This window comes from Flavobacterium sp. 270 (assembly GCF_004368785.1).
Taxonomy (GTDB): Bacteria; Bacteroidota; Bacteroidia; order Flavobacteriales; family Flavobacteriaceae; genus Flavobacterium.
In genome coordinates this window covers 475,739-497,426 of sequence record NZ_SODM01000003.1, presented here as the reverse complement: position 1 = coordinate 497,426, position 21,688 = coordinate 475,739, and the positions used below count along the sequence as shown (strand labels likewise).

The following is a 21,688-nucleotide window of genomic DNA, read 5'->3' as shown; positions in this document are numbered from 1 at the left end:
TTTCATTAACAATCGCTTTTTTATTTTAATATTAATATTCAAATAAATCTTTGCGCCTTTGCGTCTTTGCGAGAGATAATTAATCCAAATTATATAAGCTTAAAAAATCTCGCAAAGACGCAAAGGCGCAAAGTTTTATAAATAAAAACTATAATCTACAAATTATATAATTGTTAAGAATGATGTCTTATTTTATTAAAACCCCATTTTTCGTATACAAATGTTATAAATCAAACAATAATAACTACTTGAGTTATTTTTATTGTTAAAATCGTTTCTTTTATTAACGTTTTATTAAGATATTTGAGATAAATAATCTTAATAAAATATAAAAGATGAAAATTGATTTTAATTTTAAAAGGTTTGCGATATTGTTATTTGTATTATTTGTACAAATAACAATTGCCCAAGAAATCAAGGTAACAGGAATAGTTACCGATAAAACAGGTATGCCTGTTCCTGGAGCAAACGTAGTCTTAAAAGGCACTCAAACAAGTACCCAAACCAGCTTTGATGGAGAATTTTCTATCAATGCCAAGCAGGGACAACTTTTAGTCATTTCGTATTTAGGAATGAAAACAGTTGAAGTTTCGGCCGCTAAATCAATTAAAATAACTTTGGAAGATGCTTCAAACGAACTAGAAGCCGTTTTGGTTGTTGGTTACGGTACACAAACAAAAAAGAACTCAACAGACAATATTGCCCGTGTTACGGCAAAAGATATTCAGCAGACTCCTGTTTCAAACTTCCAAAATGCTTTAGTTGGAAAATTGGCCGGAGTGCAGGTTACACAAACCAATGGTAAAGTAGAAGGCGGTATGAATATTAGAGTGCGCGGTGCTGCAAGTATTAGTGCGGGAACACAGCCATTGTATGTATTAGACGGAATTCCTTTAATTAATGATGACGACGATTCGAGCAATGGGGCTCAAACCAATCCACTATTGACTTTAAGTACAAACGAAATCGAATCAATAGACGTTTTAAAAGATGCTTCTTCTGCCGCTATTTATGGTGCGCGCGGTGCAAATGGCGTAGTCATCATTACAACCAAAAAAGGAAAAGAAGGAAAAGGAACATTTTCTATCAATATTTCACAAGGTGTCAGCGAAGCCACTCACAAAAAGAAATGGCTTAATGCCACGCAATATGTAGCATTGTTGCAGGAAGCGGGGAGAAATGCAAACGATCTGGAATCTGTAGAAGACGAATTAGAATATTTATCTCAAGGAACAGACTGGAGAAACGCTGAAGTAAATACAGACTGGCAAAAACAAGCCTTACGTACCGGATATACTACCGATGCTGATTTTTCTCTTTCTGGAGGCGATGATAAAACAAAATATTATTTTTCTGGTGCTTACAACGACACTCAGGGAATTGTAGACAGCAATACTTTGGAGAGAATTACAGCAAGAAGTAATATATCTCACAAAGTTTCAGACCGATTTACAGCCGGAATGAATTTTAGCTTTTCAAGATCTGCAATAGATCGTGTTCAGGACGATAACTCCTTTTCTACTCCATTACAATCTGTAGCACAAGCACCAATTTCGCAGGCAAGATTAGCCGACGGAACTGCAAACCCAAATACAGAATACTCTAATTATCTTTTGGCAAAAGACAATACATTCTGGAAAACCATTATGAGAAGAATGATTGGTAAAGTATATGGAGAGTTTAAAATATTAAAACCTTTAAAATTCAATTCTGATTTCTCTTATGATTTTTTAACGCAGACAGAAGATTACTGGCAGGGAAAAAATGCACCGTTTATGGCTACAGACGGAGCTGTATTTGCTACTTCGCAAAACAGCGAAAGCTATGTATTTAGTAATTACCTAACCTACGATCAGACATTTGCAGAAAACCATAATTTTAATGTCGTAGCGGGTATGGAATTCAATAAATATAACAGAAGATATCAGGATGTAAATAGTATTTATTTTCCAAATGATTCATTTCCAACAGTTGACGGCGGTGCAGAAGTAAATGAAGGACACGGAAGACAGATAGAATATGCTTTTGTTTCACAATTCGGAAGATTCAATTACAACTTTGCAGGCAAATATCTTTTTAAAGCCAGCATTCGTCGTGACGGTTCTTCCCGTTTTGGAAAAAATCAAAGATTTGGTGTTTTCCCGGCATTTTCTGCCGGATGGGTTATTTCTAAAGAAAACTTCTTAAAAGACAATTCCGTTCTAACGTATTTAAAATTAAAAGGAAGCTGGGGCAAATTAGGAAATGCCGAAATCGGAAATTATGCTTCACGTCAATTGTACAGACCAAATCCTTATAACTTAAAATCAGGACTTACTTTTGATCAGGCAGGAAATGATGATCTTACCTGGGAAAAATCAAGTCAGACCGATTTTGGTGCAGAAATTGGCTTCTTAAATAAAATTACTTTAGAAGCAGATTATTACCAAAAAGATACCGATGGTTTATTATTTGAAGCGCCGTTGCCTATAAGTTCCGGAGCAGCATTTATCAATAAAAATATTGGAAAAATTAGAAGTAATGGTTTTGAATTTACTTTGAATACTAAAAATGTTGAAACAGAAAATTTTACATGGAATACCAGTTTTAATATCACAACTAATGACTCTAAAGTAAAATCGCTGCCAAACGACAACAGAGATATTATTACAGGTTTTACAATAAACAGAGTTGGACAAAATATTTCTTCTTTCTATTTAGTTGAATATGGCGGCGTTGATCCGACAAACGGAGACGCTCTTTTTGTAAAAAACACGGTAAATGCAGACGGAAGTTTAGATAAATCAACTACAAATGATTACAGCGAAGCAAAAAGAATTATCGCAGGAAATCCTTTCCCGACTTTAATGTCTGGATTAACCAACACCATGACGTATAAAGGTTTAGATTTTACCTTTACATTTCAGGGAGAATGGGGCGCCAGCATTTATAACTCAGCAGGACAATATCAATCTTCTGCCGCAGATTATTTTGATAACCAAACCGCAGATCAGTTAGACCGCTGGCAAAAACCCGGTGACATTACCAATGTACCCCAGGCAAGATTTGGAGGTTCAAACGGAACACAAGATTCTTCCCGTTATTTAGACAAATCAGATTTTGTTCGTTTAAGAAACTTAACCCTCGGTTTTACTTTACCAAAACAAACAGTTTCTGACATGGGAATGAGCAGTTTAAGAGTTTATGCAACAGCGGTAAACTTACTAACTTTTACTAACTACAAAGGAAATGATCCGGAAGCAAGACGAGATGATAGTGGTATCGGAGAGGATTTTTATTCTGCTCCACCAGCGAGAACAATAGCTTTAGGAGTAAATATTAATTTTTAAAAAGAAAATGATGAAAGCAAATAAATTAATCTTACTTATAATTTCTGCAGTATTTTTTACAAGCTGTGAAGACGAATTAAAATTAGATCCTACACAAAGAGAAGATACTTCTATTACTTTGAGCACCGAAGCCGGAGTAACCAACGTTTTAGTCGGAACTTATGCTTTGACAGCATACGGAAACGCATACGGTGGCAGAATTTTACTTTATGCAGATTTATTGGGCGTAAGCGGTTCATTGAGTACAACAGACTTTAGATGGAGAGGAACTTTTGGCGAATTAAGACAAATGTACCTGAAACAAATGTTGGCTGACAATGTAATTATCGAAGGAACTTACGCAAGATGTTACGAAATAATCAATGCGGCAAACACCGTAATTGACAACATAGACAAAGTAAAAGATCCAGACAGAAAAGCTGTAATGATTGGCGAAGCTAACTTTTTAAGATCATTGGCTTATTTTGATTTGGTGCGCTTTTTTGCAAAACCGTATGTAAGCGGTCAGGTTAATAATCAGCTTGGAGTTGTAATACGTCCAAATGCCATTTATAATTTTAATACCGACCTTTCTAAAGAAAGAAGTTCTGTCGAAGAAGTGTACAAAGTAATTGTAGACGGTTTAAATCTTGCTTACACCAACCTTCCTGAAGAAAATAGTTTTTATGCAGACAAATATGCCGCACAAGCTTTATTAGCACGAGTATATTTACAGCAGGGAAATTATGCCGGAGCACGAGATGCAGCAAACGACGTAATCGAAAACAGCGGTCACAAACTTTCTACCACTTATGCAGCGGCTTTTAATCATGATACCGATCAGGCAGAAGATGTTTTTTCTATTCAGATTACAAAACAAACCGGTATAAACGATGCCAATACTTTTTATGAATCTGAAGATAACGGAGGTCGTGGCGGTGATTTTTCTATTAGAGATGCTTACTTAGAAAAATTTAGCGATCCGGATGACAGAGCCAATTTTAATTATGAAAATGAGGCAAATGGAAGAATCTTAACTTCAAAATACACCGATCAATTTGCGAATGTTGGCCTTATTCGTCTGGCGGAAATGTATCTAATTAGAGCCGAATCTAATTTAAGATCAGGAACCGTAATTGGAAACACACCTCTTGATGATATTAATATTATCAGAGAAAGAGCCAATGCAGATGATTTATCAGCCGTAACTATAGATGATATTTTATTAGAACGCGAACTTGAACTTGGAATGGAAGGTTTCTTAATACACGACATTAGAAGAACGCACCGTTCTATAGATATCAGCACAGACGGAGACGGTTCTGATATACTTCTTTATGATTCAGATAAATTGGTATTTCCGATTCCGTTAAAAGAAACAGACGCCAACAAAAAAATAACCCAAAATCCAGGATACGGATCGTAAACCAAACTATTTTAAACCAAAAAAAACCATTCGCAAAACGAATGGTTTTTTTATTGAACTGATTCTAATATAAGTAAAATTGAAAGGAAAATTAATTTTAAAGGAATAATGTATTAGGCCTCAACAGGCACTTTTTTAATTGAAGCTTGTGCAATAGTAAGCGTAATTGGATCTAAATGACCAGAATAGAAAGTATCTAACAACTCCTGAAATATCGGATTCGCATTTTCTACCTGACAAAAAAGACTCAAAGACGAACGCAATTTACGTGCATCTAAATCACCAAGAATAGTCTCAATAGATTTTTTCTTATAATTCAATAAAAGCTGGGCGATTTCAATTAAATGTTTCGATAAAATTGGATGGTTTAAATACGCTTTTGCTTCTTCAAGATCTGCAATGGCATAATATTGAGCAATGCCGCTTTTGCCTAAACCTTTTATTTGAGGAAAAATAAACCACATCCAGTGCGTTTCTTTTTTCCCTTTTTTTAACTCCGAATAAGCAGTAAGATAAAGTTTGTTTTGTGCATCTAAAAAGCGAGTTAAATCATTATTTGCGTAAGCCATCGGAATGTAATTTTATAAAGGTTCAACAATAATTGTGATCTTAAATTATAAGTCAAAACTACTCACGAACTTGATTTTTGAGTTATACAATTTTGGAGTGATGTTATATAATTTCTATTTTTTGTTTAAGGTACTGAGGTTCTGAGGGACAAAGGGACAAAGGTTTTCTGTAGAGACGCATAGCAGTGCGTCTTATTTTTGCTTAACGAATCCAGTAACCACAATCTTGTCATTTCTAAAAACAAAAAATCGCACTCGTGATCCCTAATGCTGGAATACCGCGTGCGATTTCTCGTTCCTCCAAATGACAAGATTGTAGATTTGACATGCGTAAAAGTACTGCTATACACCTCTACAAAACCTTTGTCCCTTTGAACCTATGAGCCTTTGCCCCTAATATTATTTACCTAAATTCATTAAGCGATTTCTCAATAATCTCCAGACATTCCATAATCTGCTCTTCGGTCATAACCAAAGGGGGTGCAAATCTTATTTTATTTCCGTGCGTTGGTTTTGCTAATAAACCGTTGTCTCTAAATTTTAGGCAGATTTCCCAAGCCAGATCAGAATCTTCACCACAATTAATAACAATTGCATTTAGTAAACCTTTCCCGCGAACCAATTCAATTAAATGATTTCTTTCTGCAATTTCATTTAAACCCTTTCTCAAAATGGCACCAAGACGTTCTGCATTTTCGGCAAGTTTTTCATCTTTTACCACTTCAAGCGCTGCGATTGCAACCGCTGCAGCAACAGGATTTCCACCAAAAGTAGAACCGTGCTGTCCCGGTTTGATGACATTCATAATTTCATCATTACACAAAACTGCAGAAATTGGGTAAACACCACCAGAAATTGCTTTACCTAAAATCAAAATATCCGGCTGTACATTTTCGTGGTGAACCGCTAATAATTTCCCTGTTCTTGCAATTCCGGTTTGAACCTCATCTGCAATAAAAAGAACATTGTGCTGCTCGCATAAGGCTTTCGCTTTCGCTAAATATCCTTCAGACGGAACATAAACTCCGGCTTCACCCTGAATTGGTTCCACCAAAAAACCCGCTATATTTTTTGATGAATTCAAAGCTTTTTCAAGAGCTTCCAAATTATCATATTCAATTTTTATAAAACCTTCTGTAAAAGGGCCAAAATTCTTGCGTGCCGATTCATCATTAGAAAAAGAAATAATGGTAGTCGTTCTTCCGTGGAAATTATTCTCGCACACAATAACCTGCGCCTGATTTTCCGGAATTCCTTTTACTTCATACGCCCATTTTCTACAAACTTTCAAAGCCGTTTCAACCGCTTCAGCGCCCGTATTCATTGGCAAAACTTTATCAAAACCAAAATACTTCGTTACATATTCTTCGTAATTTCCTAATTGGTCATTATAAAAAGCACGCGAAGTCAAAGTCAGTTTTTGAGATTGATCAATCATTGCCTGAACAATTTTCGGATGGCAATGTCCTTGATTTACGGCTGAATAAGCAGACAAGAAATCATAGTATTTTTTGCCGTCAACATCCCACACATAAACTCCTTCTCCCCTTTCTAAAACCACAGGAAGCGGGTGATAATTATGAGCTCCGTATTTATTTTCTTTTTCAATCAAAACTTCTGATTTTGACGAAAGTTTGTTTTCTGTATGAATCATAATCTTTTTCTTTTGAACAAAAGTATTGAAAATTATTTATTAATCGGCAATAAAACACTTATATTGACTTTAAAATTAAACAAATAAGTCAAATTTATTTATTTACAGCTTTAAAAAATAAATTTAACCAAAAACCAATATTAAAAGCCTGCCTATTTATTAAAAAAAAGAATTACTTTTATGAAGGTTAAAAAATCACGTTTCCAACTCAATTTAAAACAATGGATATTTTAGACGAATTTGATATCAATATAATTAAGGAACTAGAAAAAGACGGACGTATGGCATATTCTGCCATTGCTTCGAATCTAAAAATATCCAATACAATGGTGCATCAGCGAATCAACAGACTGGTTGAGCAAGGTGTAATTTCTGGAATAAAACCAATAATACAGGAAAAGAAAATTGGTTACGACTGGGCTTCTTTTACCGGAATTTCATTAAATAAAGATTCAGATTCAGATAGAATTATTCAGGCCTTAAAAGATATTCCAGAAATCACAGAATGTTATTATGTTACGGGTTCGTTTACGCTTTACATTAAAATTATTGCCAAAAATCACGAACATATGCGAAGCATTCTTTATGAAAAAATCGACAGCATTCCCGGGATTTCCAAAACCGATTCTATTATAGAATTAGGTTGCGCTTTTAAGCGAAATATTATCTTGTAACGTTTTATATTTCAACACATAGAGACATAGTTTTTCTTTGTCTAAAAAGACGTTTCACTTATTGAAAAACACATAGCTATGTGTAAGAAACGAGTTTCTTTTAAAAACCTTTTAAAGAAAATAAAACCTATGTCTCTATGTGTTAAAAAAAACATTCCAAAAATCAACCAGAAAATATGACCAAATCACTTTTTTCCAGCTTAACTTTCACTCACTTAGGACTTATATTATTACTATCCAGCAGTATATTACAAGCCCAAAATCCAAAAGGAAAACTATTCATAATTGGCGGAGGTGACAGATCTGATGATTTAATGAAACAAGTTTTGAGTGTTGCCGAATTAACTGCAAAAGATTATATCGTGGTTTTACCCATGTCGAGCGAAGAACCGGACAGTTCTTTTATTTTCTTTAAAACACAAATGGTAAAATTAACTTCAAACCCAATTGTGATGCTGAATTTTAATAAAGAAACGGCTCAAAATAAGGTTTTAACCGATTCTCTTCAAAAAGCAAAATTAATTTTTATCAGCGGAGGCGATCAAACCCGTTTTATGAATGTGGTACAAAATACTCCCATAAAAACAGCGATTGTAAAAGCCTACGAAAACGGAAGCACGATTTCTGGAACGAGCGCTGGCGCAGCCGTTATGTCTGAAAAAATGATTACCGGAAACCAAAAATTACAAAAAGAATATTCGGGTACTTTTGATAATATTCGATACGATAATCTGGAAACCAGCGAAGGTTTAGGCTTATTAAAAACAGCCGTAATTGATCAGCATTTTTTAAAAAGAAACCGTTATAACCGATTACTTTCGGCTTTAGTAGAATTTCCAGATTTAACCGGAATCGGAATTGACGAAGCAACTGCTATAATTGTTAGAAACAATCAAATTGAAGTTGCCGGCGAAAGCGAAGTTATTGTCGTTAGAAAACCAAAAGGAATTCTGAAATCTAAAAAAGGCAATTTAATTTCTATTGAAAAACTAGAAATGAGTATTTATACTGCCGGACAAAAATTTAATATCAAATAACAATGTTTAGTTATTCTAAAATTTCAAAAATAACAGTTGCACTCTTTTGTATTTGTTTGCAGCTTACGGCACAGAAAATCAATTCAAAAGAAATATTGCGTTTAGAAAACAGCGCAAAACAAGTTACTATAATTCGCGACAATTGGGGAATTCCGCACGTTTATGGAAAAACCGATGCCGATGCCGTTTTTGGTTTATTGTACGCGCAATGTGAAGACGATTTTAAAAGAATCGAAATGAATTATATCGAAAAACTGGGACGCCTTTCTGAAATAAAAGGACAATCGGTTTTGTATAATGATTTAGAAATCCGTCTTTTAATTGATACTGAAGAAGCAAAAGCAGATTATAAAAAAGCACCGTTATGGCTCAAAAAATTATTAAACAGCTATGCCGACGCGATCAACTTTTATTTGTACAAACATCCAGAAGTTAAACCCGTACTTTTAACGCATTTTGAACCGTGGTTCCCGCTTTTATGGACAGATGGAAGTATTGGTGCGATTAGTACTGCCGATCTTTCTACGGGCGAATTAAAGGCTTTTTATTCTGGAAATAATGATAAAGTGGCGTATGTAGAAAGAGAAAAAAATGTCCAGACGGGTTCAAATGGTTTTGCTTTTGCACCATCAAAAACTGCAGACGGAAATGCGATTTTATACATCAATCCGCATACAACTTTTTATTTTAGACCCGAAGTTCAGGTTACGAGCGAAGAAGGTTTAAGCGCGTACGGTGCCGTAACTTGGGGACAATTTTTTATTTATCAAGGTTTTAATGAAAACTGTGGCTGGATGCACACTTCATCAAACGTAGATGTTGCCGATATGTACGCGGAGAAAATCATCAATAAAAAAGGAAAATTATTCTACGAATTTGACAGCAAACTTTTACCAGTTATAGAAAAAGAAATCACGCTAAAATATCTTGAAAATGGAAAATTGATTCCGAAAAAAATAAAAACATATTTTACGAATAACGGTCCAATTATGGCCAAACGCGACGGGAAATGGATTAGTTTAAAATCGATGAATCGCTCGATGACAAGTTTAATTCAGAGTTGGGAAAGAACTAAATCCAAAAGTTTTGAAGAGTACAAAAAAGCAATGGATTTAAAAGCCAATACTTCAAACAATACCGTTTATGCCGACAGCAAAGGAAATATCGCGTATTGGCACGGCAATTTTATTCCGAAAAGAGATAAAAATTTAAATTGGTCTAAAGTTGTCGATGGTTCTATTTCTTCAACACAATGGAAAGGTTTGCATGAAGTTGAAGAAACGGTTCATTTGTACAATCCTGCAAACGGCTGGTTACAAAATTGCAATTCTACTCCGTATAGCGTGGCGGGCGAAAACAGTCCGAAAAAAGAAAATTATGTACCGTATATGGCGCCAGATGGAGAAAATTTTAGAGGTGTAAATGCTGTTAGAATTTTTAGTAAAGGCGATAAATACACTTTAGATAAAGTTATTGCAGACGGTTACGATTCTAAGCTTTCGATTTTTGAAGTTTTGATTCCGAGTTTGGTGAATGTTTTTAATCAAATTACAAAAACAGAAGATACCAATTATACAACTTTAGCGGAAGCGGTTTCACTTTTAAAAAACTGGGATTATTATGCCAAAGAAAATTCCGTAGCCACCACACTTGCCGTAGAATGGGCGTATAAATTAGACCCAATTATTCTAAAAGCTTATATTGACGAAGGTGAATTGGATCAGGTTGAAAACACTAAAAACTTTGCTAAAAATGCCACAACAGAAAAAATGATTCCACAATTGCAGGCTGTTTTAAAAGACTTGCAGGCAAAATGGGGAACCTGGCAGGTTGCTTGGGGCGATATTAATCGTTTTCAGCGTTCGAGTGGTGATATCGATTTAAAATACGACGACAGCAAACCAAGTCTTCCGATTGGTTTTGGGCCGGGCTCCTGGGGAAGTCTTCCTTCTTTTAAAAGCAGTTATCAAAACGATTCTAAAAAACGTTACGGTTATAATGGAAACAGTTTTATTTGTGCCGTTGAATTTGGCCCAAAAATAAAAGCAAAGTCATTATTGGCTGGCGGCAATAGCGGCGATGTGAATTCGAAGCATTTTACGGATCAGGCCGAAATGTATCAAAAAGGACAATTTAAAGAGGTGCTGTTTTATAAAGAAGATGTCATTAAAAATGCCGAAAAAACATATCATCCCGGCGAATAACTTTTAAAACTAAACTTACACAGTATAAACCTCTTAAGAAATTTCTTCTGAGGTTTTTTTGTACCATTTTATTTCTGATATTTGTTTAAAATTGTAACATTATGAAAAATTCTGCCCTATTACTTTTTGCTACTATACTGTTTTCTAACACTATAAGTGCACAATTAAAAACTGTAAAATATGCTGACGGCAATCAGCAATTGAACGGATTGTTTATAAAATCTGCTAAAAAAAGCGCTAATAATCCTGGTATTTTACTTTTGCCGGCATGGCTGGGAATTGACAATGCTTCTAAAGGAATTGCCGAAAACTTATCTAAATTGGGTTATAATGTTTTCATCGCAGATATTTACGGCGAAGGAAATTATCCAAAAAATACTGCCGAAGCAGGAAAACTTGCCGGATTCTATAAAAAAGATTATCAAGCGTACCAAAAACGTATTAATGCAGCTTTGCAGGAATTAGTAAAAGCAGGCACAAATGCCGATAATATTGTGGCAATAGGCTATTGTTTTGGCGGAACTGGCGTTCTTGAAGCGGCACGCGGTCACTTGAATGTAAAAGGAGTAGCTTCTTTTCATGGCGGTTTAGGCAAAGATGCAACACGAGCTGTTGAACCTATTACGCCTAAAGTTTTAATCTGCCACGGCTCAGATGATCCGTTTGAATCAAAAGAAGAAATCACAGCATTTCAGCAGGAAATGCGCGATACAAAAGCAGATTGGCAGATGATTTATTATGCTAATGCGGTACACTCGTTTACAAATCCTGAAGCTGGAAACGACAATTCTAAAGGTGCTGCATATAACGAAAAAGCGGCCAAAAGATCTTTTGAGCATTTACAGCTTTTTCTGAGCGAAGTGCTTAAAAAATAAAACCAAACTAACCAAAACCAAATCAACTAAAACCACCAATGTCACATAGTAAAATTAGAGAAGATAAAACGTGCCTGAATTGCCGGCACGTTGTAGAACAAAAGTTTTGCCCTAACTGCGGACAGGAAAATTCAGAGAGCAGGAAAACTTTTCATCACTTATTTGTTCATTTTTTTGAAGATTTAACGCATTATGAAAATGCTTTCTGGAAAACGATTCGAAACCTGCTTTTTAAACCTTCAACTTTAACCAAAGAATATCTTTCGGGAAAACGTTTGTCGTATTTAGCGCCAGTTCGTTTGTATATTTTTATCAGTTTTATCACTTTTCTTTTGATTGCGCTTTTTCCAAATGAATCCAGCGATGGAGTTGTAATTGATGGTAAAGACTCCAAAAATCATAAAAAAGAAATTCCGAAAAACATCTTTACCGGAGATTTAAAAGACATTGAGGTTGGCAAGGATTTTAGTAATTTTACTAAAGATGTAGATTCAATACAAAAACATGCACCAAAAGAGAAAAAACTAGACAATTTCAGCTATTGGATGGTTCAAAAATTAAAATACGTTGTGGATCATAATTCAAAAGGCGAAATCATTAAAAAATTTACAGAATCTTTTGTACACAACCTTCCCAAAATATTAATCCTGATTATGCCGTTTTTTGCTTTCTTTTTATGGCTTTTTCACAATAAAAAGAAATGGTATTATTTTGACCACGGCATTTTTACACTGCATTATTTCTCTTTCCTCCTCTTAATATTTCTACTCTTGTTTATCATAAGGAATTTAATCGGGTTATTTGGCGAAGACAGTGCCCTTAGTTTTATCTCCAGCATTACCGATTTCTTTGGTTTTCTCTGGATGTCGTATTACTTTTATCCGGCACATCATCGTTTTTATGGAGAATCCCGAATTGTATCATTTGTTAAAAGTGTGATCTTGTTCTTTATTAACTCGTTTTTTATTCTATTTTTACTGATACTTTACGCCTTTTATACATTCATTAATTTACACTAAATAGAAAATGAAAAAAATTATCGTTCTATTATTAATTGCTTCCGCGTTTTCATGTAAAAATACGCAGTTGGCCAAATCGAAAGACAATTCGGATCCAACAAAATACATGAATCTTATTACTGAAAGTGATCTAAAAACAATGTTATATGTTGTTGCTTCTGATGAAATGGAAGGCCGTGAAACGGGCTCAAAAGGACAGAAAAAAGCAGGTGTTTATATGATTGAACAGTATAAAAACAATGGTATTTCGTTTCCTAAAGGCGCAACAGATTATTACCAGCACATTCCTGCAGCATATTTAAACAAAAAATACAATGAAAACCTGTCAGATTCTGAAAATATCTGGGCGTATATAGAAGGTTCTGAAAAACCGGATGAAGTTTTGGTAATCTCAGCACACTACGATCACGTGGGAATTAAAAATGGTGAAGTTTTCAACGGTGCCGATGACGACGGTTCTGGAACTGTTGCGGTTATGGAAATTGCAAAAGCTTTCGCGAAAGCTAAAAAAGACGGACACGGACCAAAACGCTCTATCTTATTTCTTCACGTAACGGGCGAAGAGCACGGTTTACACGGATCTCGTTTTTACTCAGAAAATCCGTTATTCCCAATTGCAAATACCATCAGCGATATCAACATCGATATGATCGGACGCCGTGATGTTGAACATGCAAAAACAAATAATTATGTGTATGTAATTGGTGCAGACCGTTTATCTACAGATTTGCATAATGCTGTTGTGGCTCAAAATGAAAAATACACGAAACTGGATTTAGATTTTAAATTTAATGATCCTAAAGATCCAAACCATTTTTATGAGCGTTCTGATCATTATAACTTTGCAAAATTTGGTATTCCGGCTGTTTTCCTTTTCAACGGTGTTCACGAAGACTACCACGGCAAAGGCGACGAACCTCAAAAAATCGAATACGACGCTTTAACCAAAAGAGCACAATTAGCTTTTGTTATTGCCTGGGATTTAGCCAATAGAGAGAATAGACCGGTAGTTGATAAGAAATAGGTTCAAAGGCTCAGAGGGACTGAGGTTCAAAGGGTTTTACAAATTAAGGTCCAAAGAGGCAAAGCCTCTCAGAGGAACACAATATTTTTCAAATATTAAACAAAAAAGGATGAGTTTTAGCTCATCCTTTTTTTATATCTTAATTTCTATATAATCTCAACTATTAGAAATCTCTGTACCTTTGTACCTCAGAACCTTAGTCCCTTCCTTTAGTCATTCATAGAAATCAAAAACTCTTCGTTGTTTCTGGTTTTCTTGAAGCGATCGTTTACAAAATCCATAGATTCTACAGGGTTCATATCGGATAGATATTTACGCATAATCCACATTCTTTGTAATGTTTTTTCATCTAATAAAAGATCATCGCGACGTGTGCTTGATGAAGTAAGATCGATTGCAGGGAAAATACGTTTGTTGGCAATCTTACGATCCAATTGAAGTTCCATGTTACCAGTTCCTTTAAATTCTTCAAAGATAACCTCGTCCATTTTAGAACCCGTTTCTGTCAATGCAGTTGCGATGATACTTAAAGATCCTCCGTTTTCTACATTTCTTGCTGCTCCAAAGAAACGTTTTGGTTTTTGTAATGCATTAGCATCAACACCACCACTCAATACTTTTCCAGAAGCTGGCTGTACTGTATTATAAGCTCTTGCCAAACGTGTTATAGAATCTAATAAGATTACAACATCATGGCCGCATTCTACTAATCTTTTTGCTTTTTCAAGAACGATGTTTGCAATTTTTACGTGCTCTTGCGGTTCTCTGTCAAAAGTCGAAGCGATAACTTCTCCTCTTACACTGCGCTGCATATCAGTAACCTCTTCCGGACGTTCGTCAATCAAAAGAACAATTAAATAAACTTCAGGATGATTGGCTGCGATTGCATTTGCAATGTCTTTTAACAACATTGTTTTACCCGTTTTTGGCTGTGCTACAATCATACCACGCTGTCCTTTTCCGATTGGAGAAAATAAATCGATAATACGAGTTGAAACTGAACTGCCTTTTTCTGCTAATTTGAATTTTTCTGAAGGAAAAACTGGTGTCAAGTGTTCAAAAGAAACTCTGTCGCGAACTACTTGCGGATCGTGTCCGTTAATTTTTAATACACGAACTAAAGGGAAAAACTTCTCTCCTTCTTTTGGCGGGCGAACCACACCTTTTACAGTATCTCCGGTTTTAAGACCAAATAATCTGATTTGTGAAGTTGATAAATAAATATCATCTGGAGAAGCTAAATAATTATAATCTGATGAACGTAAAAATCCGTATCCGTCAGGCATCATTTCAAGAACACCTTCGCTTTCAATAATTCCGTCAAATTCAAAGTCTGAATCCCTGAAATTATTCTTTTTGTTTTTATGATTTGGATTTTGGTTATTGTTTGTATTTCCGTTTCCATTACCATTCCCATTTCCATTTTGGTTTGGATTCTGATTTGGGTTTTGATTCTGATTCGGGTTTTGATTCAGATTCTGATTTGGGTTCTGGTTTTTATTTTGATTCGGATTGATTTTCTTTGCAGAAGGCGTAATTACAGGTTTATCTGCTTTTGGTTCTGCAGTAATTGTCTCTGCACTTTCTTCGGCTGTAACTTCTGGCGTAGTCACCTCATTTACAGCTTCTTTTTCCTTTTTAAGAGCAACTTTTTTCTCGTATGCCGTTTTACTAAATTTTACAATTTTCGGCTCTTTCTTTTCTGCTTCTTTATTTTCTACAACTTCTGGAGCTTCTTTAATAACTTCAGGGGTTTCCTCTACTTTATCAAATTCTAAAACTGGAGTATTTTTTGCATTTGCTGCTTTTTTTACCGGGGTAATTTTTGCAGGAGTATTTTTTTCAGCAGCTACTTTTACTGGAGCAATTCTGGTTCTTTTTGCTTTATCATCTTTAATTTCTTCAGATGCTGCAGCAGTTTTTGGCGCTTCAGCGGGCGCACTAGAAGTTTCCTGATGTGCTAAAATCTGACTAATTAAAGTCTCTTTTTTGACACCAGTAATCTTTATTGTTTTAGCTAATTTAGCTATTTCTTGAAGCTCAGAAAGCTTCATTTCTTTTAATGCAGAAATATCAAACATGAATGTTCTATGAATTTAATTATTTTAAAAGGAAATACTGTAAAAAGAATAAGGTAGATAATAAATTTGAATTGACCGCAGTATGAAGTGCTTACGGTATTGTGATGCAATAATACGAATAAAATTTAATCATACAATAGTATTTTAAAAAAAGAAAATATATTTTTGTAAAACAATTTTAGATCATGATACAAAGAATTCAAACCGTATATTTAATTCTTGCCTTTGTAATTACAGGGGTATTAATGTTTTTTATTCCGCTTTGGACAAGCAATACTGGAAAAGCATTCTATTTTATGCAAGACCAATATTACACCATATTATTAGGTCTAAGTACAATGCTTACCGTTATCAGCATTATTTCATTCAAAAAAAGACAAAACCAGTTTGTATTAAACAGACTGAATATAATATTAAACTTAATTTTATTAGGATTATTTGTATATCGATCACTAAATTTATCTGGAGAAGCTACGGTTTCTGAGAAAGGTATTGGGATGTTTCTTCCAATTGTTGCTATCGTGTTATTAGTGTTAGCTAATAAGGCCATCAAAAAGGACGAAGATCTTGTAAAATCTGTAGATCGTTTGAGGTAAACCTATAAACTTAATTTATTTGTGCGAAGAAACCCGGATTTTTTAATCTGGGTTTTTTTGTGCCTAAAATCAAGGTTTATTTCAATAATAAGGCTAAAAACATATCGCTAAAACTCAGTTTGTAAGATATTTTTTTCATAATTTTGATACCGCTCAGATTTCGAGAATATTATGATATCAAAAATAAAAATTCATCTTGCAGACGATCATCAGGTTTTGATTGATGGTCTTACCAATTTGCTTCAAACTGTCAGCAATTTTGAAGTTGTTGGAAATTCGCTTGATGGCACAACTGTATATGAAGAGGTTGTGCAAAACAATGCCGATATTCTAATATTAGATATCAGCATGCCCAAAAAGGATGGTATTGAAACTTTGAAAGAATTTCATGAAAAAAAAACACCCTGCAAGGTCATTATTTTATCCAGTTATGATGATTTAAAAATTATCAAAGAAGTAATGAAATTAGGCGCAAAAGGATATTTGACAAAAAAATGTGCCGGAGAAAATATTATTGAAGCTATAGACGCGGTTTATCAGGGACAAGAATATTTTTGCGATGATGTGAGAGAAAAAATCTTCAACTCTTTTACACAAAACAATCCTAAATTACCAGCCAATCAGTATAATGAGAATCAACTTTTAAGTCCTCGAGAAATCGAAATTATAACACTGATTGCGCTTGAATACAGTGGTAAAGAAATAAGCGAACAGCTTTTTATCAGCACAAATACTGTAGAAACACACCGTAAAAATATCATGAAAAAACTGCATACTAAAAACACTATCGGACTTGTAAAATATGCTTTAAAAAACAATCTGATAAATCCGTGATATGTTTGTTTTTAGAATCTTTATATCATTTTTTTTCTGTCTTTCTTTTTATGGAAATCCTGTTTTTGGCCAACAAAAAACTCCAGCATCAGAAAAAGCTTTATCTATAGAAGATTCTAAAAAAATCAATGTTTCAGAATTTCAAAAATTCGAAAATTTAAGAAACAGAAAAATCGTTAGTTTATCTATTATCCTTGTCATTATATTGTTTTTTCTGTTCTATTTCTTTTATCAGAATAATAAATTAAAACAGAAAATTAAACGAAAGGATATTAAGCAAAAAATACTTTTAAACGTTATTAATTCCGGGATTGACAGTCAGGAAATAGAACGAAAAAAAGTAGCTTCATTTTTACACGATAACATCAATTCCCTATTATCGTCTGCGGGATTGCATCTCAATGTATTTACGACACAAAACAATATACAATCAGAGGAAATCCAGAAAGCGAAAGCCATATTAGCAGAAGCGCATGATCTTTTACGCGATATGTCTCACGACTTAGTTCCGGCGCTTTTGGTGCGTTTTGGTTTGATTTATGCTTTGGAAGATTTATGCGAAAAGAATTCTAATTCGGATATTCATTTTGATTTTTCAAGCGCGATTTCAACAAATAAAAGATATGTTGAGAAGTTTGAAATGAAGATTTATTTTATTGTTTCTGAATTATGCAGCAATATTATAAAACACAGTGAAGCACAAAATGCTGCAATCTCAATGACTGAAAATAATAATCGACTTATAATAACGATTCATGATGACGGAAAAGGTTTTAAAACCGGAAAATTAAAAAACGAAGAAGGTTTTGGTTTGAATAGAATCAGAGCCAGAATTAAAAAACTTAAAGGCACTTTTACTATTACATCGAAATCCAGCGAAGGAACTTTAATTAAAATCCAGATTCCGTTACCGCATTAATTATTTCTTACCGATTTCTACAATTTCTAAATCCTTAATTTTATCATCGTCAATTACAAAACGAAGCATCGTGCGTACTTGATGAAAACCACTTTTTCCTGCCGCACCAGGGTTCATGTGCAATAAATTATTCTTTTTATCAAACATCACTTTTAGAATATGAGAATGTCCGCAGATGAATAATTTGGGCGGATTGAGTGCTATTTCTTCTTTTATATTCGGATTGTATTTTCCGGGATAACCGCCAATATGCGTGATCCAAACCGAAACATTCTCACACATAAACCGATTGTGCAAAGGAAATTCTAATCTTGCTTTGGCATCGTCTATATTTCCGTAAACACAACGTAAAGGTTTCAGTTTTTTGATGGTATCGGTAACGTGCAGATCTCCAATATCTCCGGCATGCCATACCTCATCGGCTTGGTTGACATATTTTAAAATGGTGTCGTCAATATGGCTGTGAGTGTCGGAAAGGAGGAGGATTTTGGTCATTCTGAGAGGCTAAGATTCTAAGTTGCTAAGGTACTGAGTTTCTCTTAAAGCACAAAGTTTTTCTGTAGAGACGCATAGCAGTGCGTCTACAGAAAAAACTTTGTGCCTTTGCGCCTTTGCAACTCTGAACCTTTACAAAAAAAATCTTAGAACCTTAGTCCCTTATAATCTTAGCTTCTTCAAAAAAACCTTTGTACCTTTGCAACTTAGAACCTCTGTCCCTTAAAATGAGATATTTTATTCAATTTGCATATAACGGAACTCATTACCACGGCTGGCAGTTTCAGCCAAATGCTTCTTCTGTTCAAGAAACTTTAAATAAAGCGTTGTCGGTTTTGTTAAATTCTGAAATTAATGCAATGGGCGCCGGACGAACGGATACTGGCGTACATGCACAGGAAATGTTTGCGCATTTTGATTTTGAAACTGCAATTGATGTTCCTGCTTTAATTCATAAACTCAACTCCTACCTGCCAAAAGACATTGCGGTGTTTGATATTATTTTGGTTGATGATGAAGCGCACTGCCGTTTTGATGCTAGAAAAAGAACCTACGAATACCATATCAATACTGTTAAAAATCCGTTTTCGGAGGAATTGAGTTGGTATTATTTTCAGAAATTAGACGTAGCTTTGATGAATGAAGCGGCAAAGATTTTGTTGAAACATACCGATTTTCAATGTTTCTCAAAAGTAAATACGGATGTTAATACTTTTGATTGCACGATTTTTGAGGCGTATTGGAAAAACGAAAATAATAAGCTGGTTTTTACAATTTCGGCGAATCGTTTTTTGCGAAATATGGTTCGCGCAATTGTGGGAACGCTTGTAAATATTGGTTTACATAAAATTTCGCTTGTTGATTTTGAAAACATCATTGCAAGCAAAAGCAGAGAAAAAGCTGGATTCTCGGTTCCGGCACATGGTTTATATCTGACCAAAATAGATTACGATTACATCATAAAATAGCCCTGATTGTAGTGGAAAGCTTTTTTGAAAAAAATATTGTTTTTGTGTTTTTATAAAGCGACCGGAGGAAGCTCTTATAAAAACAGTACAAAAACATATTTTTGAGAAAAACTTGAAACGGAAAGCAGGAAACAGCTCCTAAAAAATAAATGAAAGCAAAAGCATTTGATACCGGTTTATTCAAGAGAATTTTAAAATATACAAAGCCTTATAAATGGCGCTACTACGGCGTTATTATTTTTGCTATTTCGCTGTCGATTTTTGCAGCTCTTCGTCCTTACTTACTAAAACAAACAGTTGACGGCTACATTAAAGGGCATGATCAACATGGTTTGCTGATGTATATTGTTTTGATGGGCGTGGTGTTGTTGATGGAGGTTTTTTCTCAATTTTATTTTGTTTATTGGGCAAACTGGCTGGGACAGGATATTGTAAAGGATATTAGAACGAAGCTCTTTAAGCATATTTTGAGTTTTAGAATGAAGTATTTTGATTTGGTTCCGGTTGGTCAATTGGTTACGAGATCGGTTTCTGATATTGAGTCGATTGCACGTATTTTTAGTCAAGGTTTGTTTATGATTATTTCTGACTTGATGAAGATGCTTGTTGTCTTGCTTTTTATGTTTTACATGAACTGGAAACTGACTTGGATTGTAGTAGTTGCAATGCCGATTCTGGTATATATTACGAGAATTTTTCAGCGTAAAATGCAAGTGGCTTTTGAGGAAGTTCGTACGCAGATTGCCAATATGAACTCGTTTGTACAGGAACGCGTTACGGGAATGAAGATTGTTCAGCTTTTTAATCGTGAAAAAATTGAAGCCGAAAACTTTAAGGATATTAATAATAAACACAGAGTTGCCTGGATTAAGACGATTTTGTATAACTCTATATTTTTTCCGATTGCCGATATTATTTCTTCGATTACTTTAGGTCTGGTTGTGGTTTATGGCGGTTTTAGAATTTTAAACGGCGATCATTTTACGACTTTTGGAGATTTGTTTTCTTATACGATGTTTATCGGAATGCTTTTTAACCCGCTGCGTCAGATTGCAGATAAATTTAATGAAATGCAATTGGGAATGATTGCAGCGAATCGCGTTTTTGATATTATTGACACTCAGGATCATATTCAGGATACTGGAACGATTGAAGCGCCAATTTTTAAAGGTGCGATTGAATTTAAGGAAGTTCGTTTTGGTTATATTCCGGAAGAAGAAGTGATAAAAGGCATTGATCTTTCTGTGACTTCGGGTCAGACGATTGCGATTGTGGGTTCTACAGGTGCAGGAAAATCGACTATTATTAACTTACTGAATCGTTTTTACGAGATTAACAGCGGTACTATTTATATTGACGGAGAAAATATCGAAAATTATACTTTGGCTTCGTTACGTAAACAAATTGCGGTTGTACTGCAAGATGTATTTTTGTTTGCCGATACGATTTATAACAATATTACTTTGCACAATCCGCTTATAACGAGAGATAAAGTTCTGGATGCGGCTAAAAAAATCGGTGTTCACGATTTTATTATGAGCCTTCCTGATAATTATGATTTTGATGTAAAGGAACGCGGTGTAATGCTTTCGTCTGGACAACGTCAATTAATCGCCTTTTTACGTTCTTATGTAAGTAATCCTAGTATTTTGATTTTGGATGAAGCAACGTCGTCTATAGATACGTATTCTGAAGAATTGATTCAGCGTGCGACCGAAACGATTACTAAAGGCAGAACTTCGATTATTATTGCGCACCGATTGGCGACAATTGTAAATGCGGATAAAATTATCGTAATGGATAAAGGTTTAATTGTGGAACAAGGCACACATCAGGAATTGCTAAATAAGGCTGACGGTTTCTACAAAAACTTGTATGATTCGCAATTTGCGGTGGCTAATTAGCTTTAAGAAATTACCTACATCCTTAATCATCAAAATCTTACAAAAAATCAAACGCTAAAAATTACGATCATTCATTAGATTTAGGGCAAAATAAATTTAAC

At 34.6% G+C, this 21,688-nt stretch carries 17 protein-coding genes; 13 read left to right on the top strand and 4 right to left on the bottom strand.

Translation table 11 applies throughout. The features are described 5' to 3' along the window. The first annotated feature begins 335 nt into the window (after nt 1–335). Entirely contained in the window at nt 336–3,329 is a 2,994-nt protein-coding gene (locus EV144_RS13740) for a SusC/RagA family TonB-linked outer membrane protein (RefSeq protein ID WP_134149643.1), read from the top strand. Nucleotides 3,330–3,336: 7 nt separating this feature from the next. Further along, on the top strand, nt 3,337–4,734 hold the full coding sequence (locus EV144_RS13735) for a RagB/SusD family nutrient uptake outer membrane protein (RefSeq protein WP_243854667.1): 1,398 nt from the start codon (nt 3,337–3,339) through the stop codon (nt 4,732–4,734). Nucleotides 4,735–4,847: 113 nt separating this feature from the next. Here EV144_RS13735 and EV144_RS13730 read toward each other — a convergent pair whose 3' ends face one another. Together EV144_RS13730 and rocD are read right to left on the bottom strand one after the other, a co-directional pair. After that, nucleotides 4,848–5,303: a DUF1810 domain-containing protein gene (locus EV144_RS13730; RefSeq protein ID WP_134149641.1), complete on the bottom strand. Its 456-nt coding sequence runs from the start codon at nt 5,301–5,303 to the stop codon at nt 4,848–4,850. 403 nt (nt 5,304–5,706) lie between these two features. Next, nucleotides 5,707–6,957: an ornithine--oxo-acid transaminase gene (gene rocD, locus EV144_RS13725; protein WP_134149640.1), complete on the bottom strand. Its 1,251-nt coding sequence runs from the start codon at nt 6,955–6,957 to the stop codon at nt 5,707–5,709. A gap of 221 nt (nt 6,958–7,178) precedes the next feature. Between rocD and EV144_RS13720 the strand changes: the two genes are divergently transcribed. From EV144_RS13720 to EV144_RS13695, 6 genes are all read left to right on the top strand, one after another. Next, nucleotides 7,179–7,631 carry an Lrp/AsnC family transcriptional regulator gene (locus EV144_RS13720; protein ID WP_134149638.1) on the top strand — a complete coding sequence of 151 codons (453 nt, stop codon included), beginning with the start codon at nt 7,179–7,181 and terminating at the stop codon, nt 7,629–7,631. 176 nt (nt 7,632–7,807) lie between these two features. Beyond that, nucleotides 7,808–8,668 carry a cyanophycinase gene (locus tag EV144_RS13715; protein ID WP_134149636.1) on the top strand — a complete coding sequence of 287 codons (861 nt, stop codon included), beginning with the start codon at nt 7,808–7,810 and terminating at the stop codon, nt 8,666–8,668. A gap of 2 nt (nt 8,669–8,670) precedes the next feature. Then, the gene (locus EV144_RS13710; protein WP_134149634.1) at nt 8,671–10,872 is read left to right on the top strand and encodes a penicillin acylase family protein; all 2,202 of its coding nucleotides are present in this window, start codon (nt 8,671–8,673) and stop codon (nt 10,870–10,872) included. Between the two features lie 101 nt (nt 10,873–10,973). Then, on the top strand, nt 10,974–11,747 hold the full coding sequence (locus EV144_RS13705; RefSeq protein WP_134149632.1) for a dienelactone hydrolase family protein: 774 nt from the start codon (nt 10,974–10,976) through the stop codon (nt 11,745–11,747). Nucleotides 11,748–11,785: 38 nt separating this feature from the next. Next, a complete protein-coding gene (locus EV144_RS13700; RefSeq protein ID WP_134149630.1) occupies nt 11,786–12,766 on the top strand; it encodes a DUF3667 domain-containing protein in 981 nt (326 codons plus the stop codon). 7 nt (nt 12,767–12,773) lie between these two features. Beyond that, entirely contained in the window at nt 12,774–13,790 is a 1,017-nt protein-coding gene (locus tag EV144_RS13695; protein WP_134149629.1) for a M28 family peptidase, read from the top strand. A gap of 209 nt (nt 13,791–13,999) precedes the next feature. On the opposite strand, the gene rho is transcribed toward EV144_RS13695, so the two are convergent. Next, nucleotides 14,000–15,871, bottom strand: coding sequence for a transcription termination factor Rho (gene rho, locus EV144_RS13690; RefSeq protein ID WP_134149627.1), 1,872 nt, complete (start codon nt 15,869–15,871; stop codon nt 14,000–14,002). Nucleotides 15,872–16,056: 185 nt separating this feature from the next. On the opposite strand from rho, the gene EV144_RS13685 reads away from it, so the two are divergent. The 3 genes from EV144_RS13685 to EV144_RS13675 all read left to right on the top strand — a co-directional run bounded on the left by EV144_RS13685 (nt 16,057) and on the right by EV144_RS13675 (nt 18,220). Continuing rightward, nucleotides 16,057–16,467 carry a DUF4293 domain-containing protein gene (locus tag EV144_RS13685; protein WP_134149626.1) on the top strand — a complete coding sequence of 137 codons (411 nt, stop codon included), beginning with the start codon at nt 16,057–16,059 and terminating at the stop codon, nt 16,465–16,467. 171 nt (nt 16,468–16,638) lie between these two features. Continuing rightward, nucleotides 16,639–17,301, top strand: coding sequence for a response regulator (locus EV144_RS13680; RefSeq protein ID WP_134149624.1), 663 nt, complete (start codon nt 16,639–16,641; stop codon nt 17,299–17,301). A gap of 1 nt (nt 17,302) precedes the next feature. Then, nucleotides 17,303–18,220, top strand: coding sequence for a sensor histidine kinase (locus tag EV144_RS13675; RefSeq protein ID WP_134149622.1), 918 nt, complete (start codon nt 17,303–17,305; stop codon nt 18,218–18,220). Here the strand turns inward: EV144_RS13675 and EV144_RS13670 are convergent, their stop codons facing one another. After that, nucleotides 18,221–18,715, bottom strand: coding sequence for a metallophosphoesterase family protein (locus EV144_RS13670; protein ID WP_134149620.1), 495 nt, complete (start codon nt 18,713–18,715; stop codon nt 18,221–18,223). It lies immediately after the preceding gene. 227 nt (nt 18,716–18,942) lie between these two features. Here EV144_RS13670 and truA point away from each other — a divergent pair, with 227 nt between their 5' ends. Next, nucleotides 18,943–19,683, top strand: a complete 741-nt coding sequence (gene truA, locus EV144_RS13665) for a tRNA pseudouridine(38-40) synthase TruA (RefSeq protein ID WP_134149618.1) — start codon at nt 18,943–18,945, stop codon at nt 19,681–19,683. Between the two features lie 149 nt (nt 19,684–19,832). After that, nucleotides 19,833–21,587, top strand: coding sequence for an ABC transporter ATP-binding protein (locus EV144_RS13660; protein WP_134149616.1), 1,755 nt, complete (start codon nt 19,833–19,835; stop codon nt 21,585–21,587). The last annotated feature ends 101 nt before the right edge of the window (nt 21,588–21,688 follow it).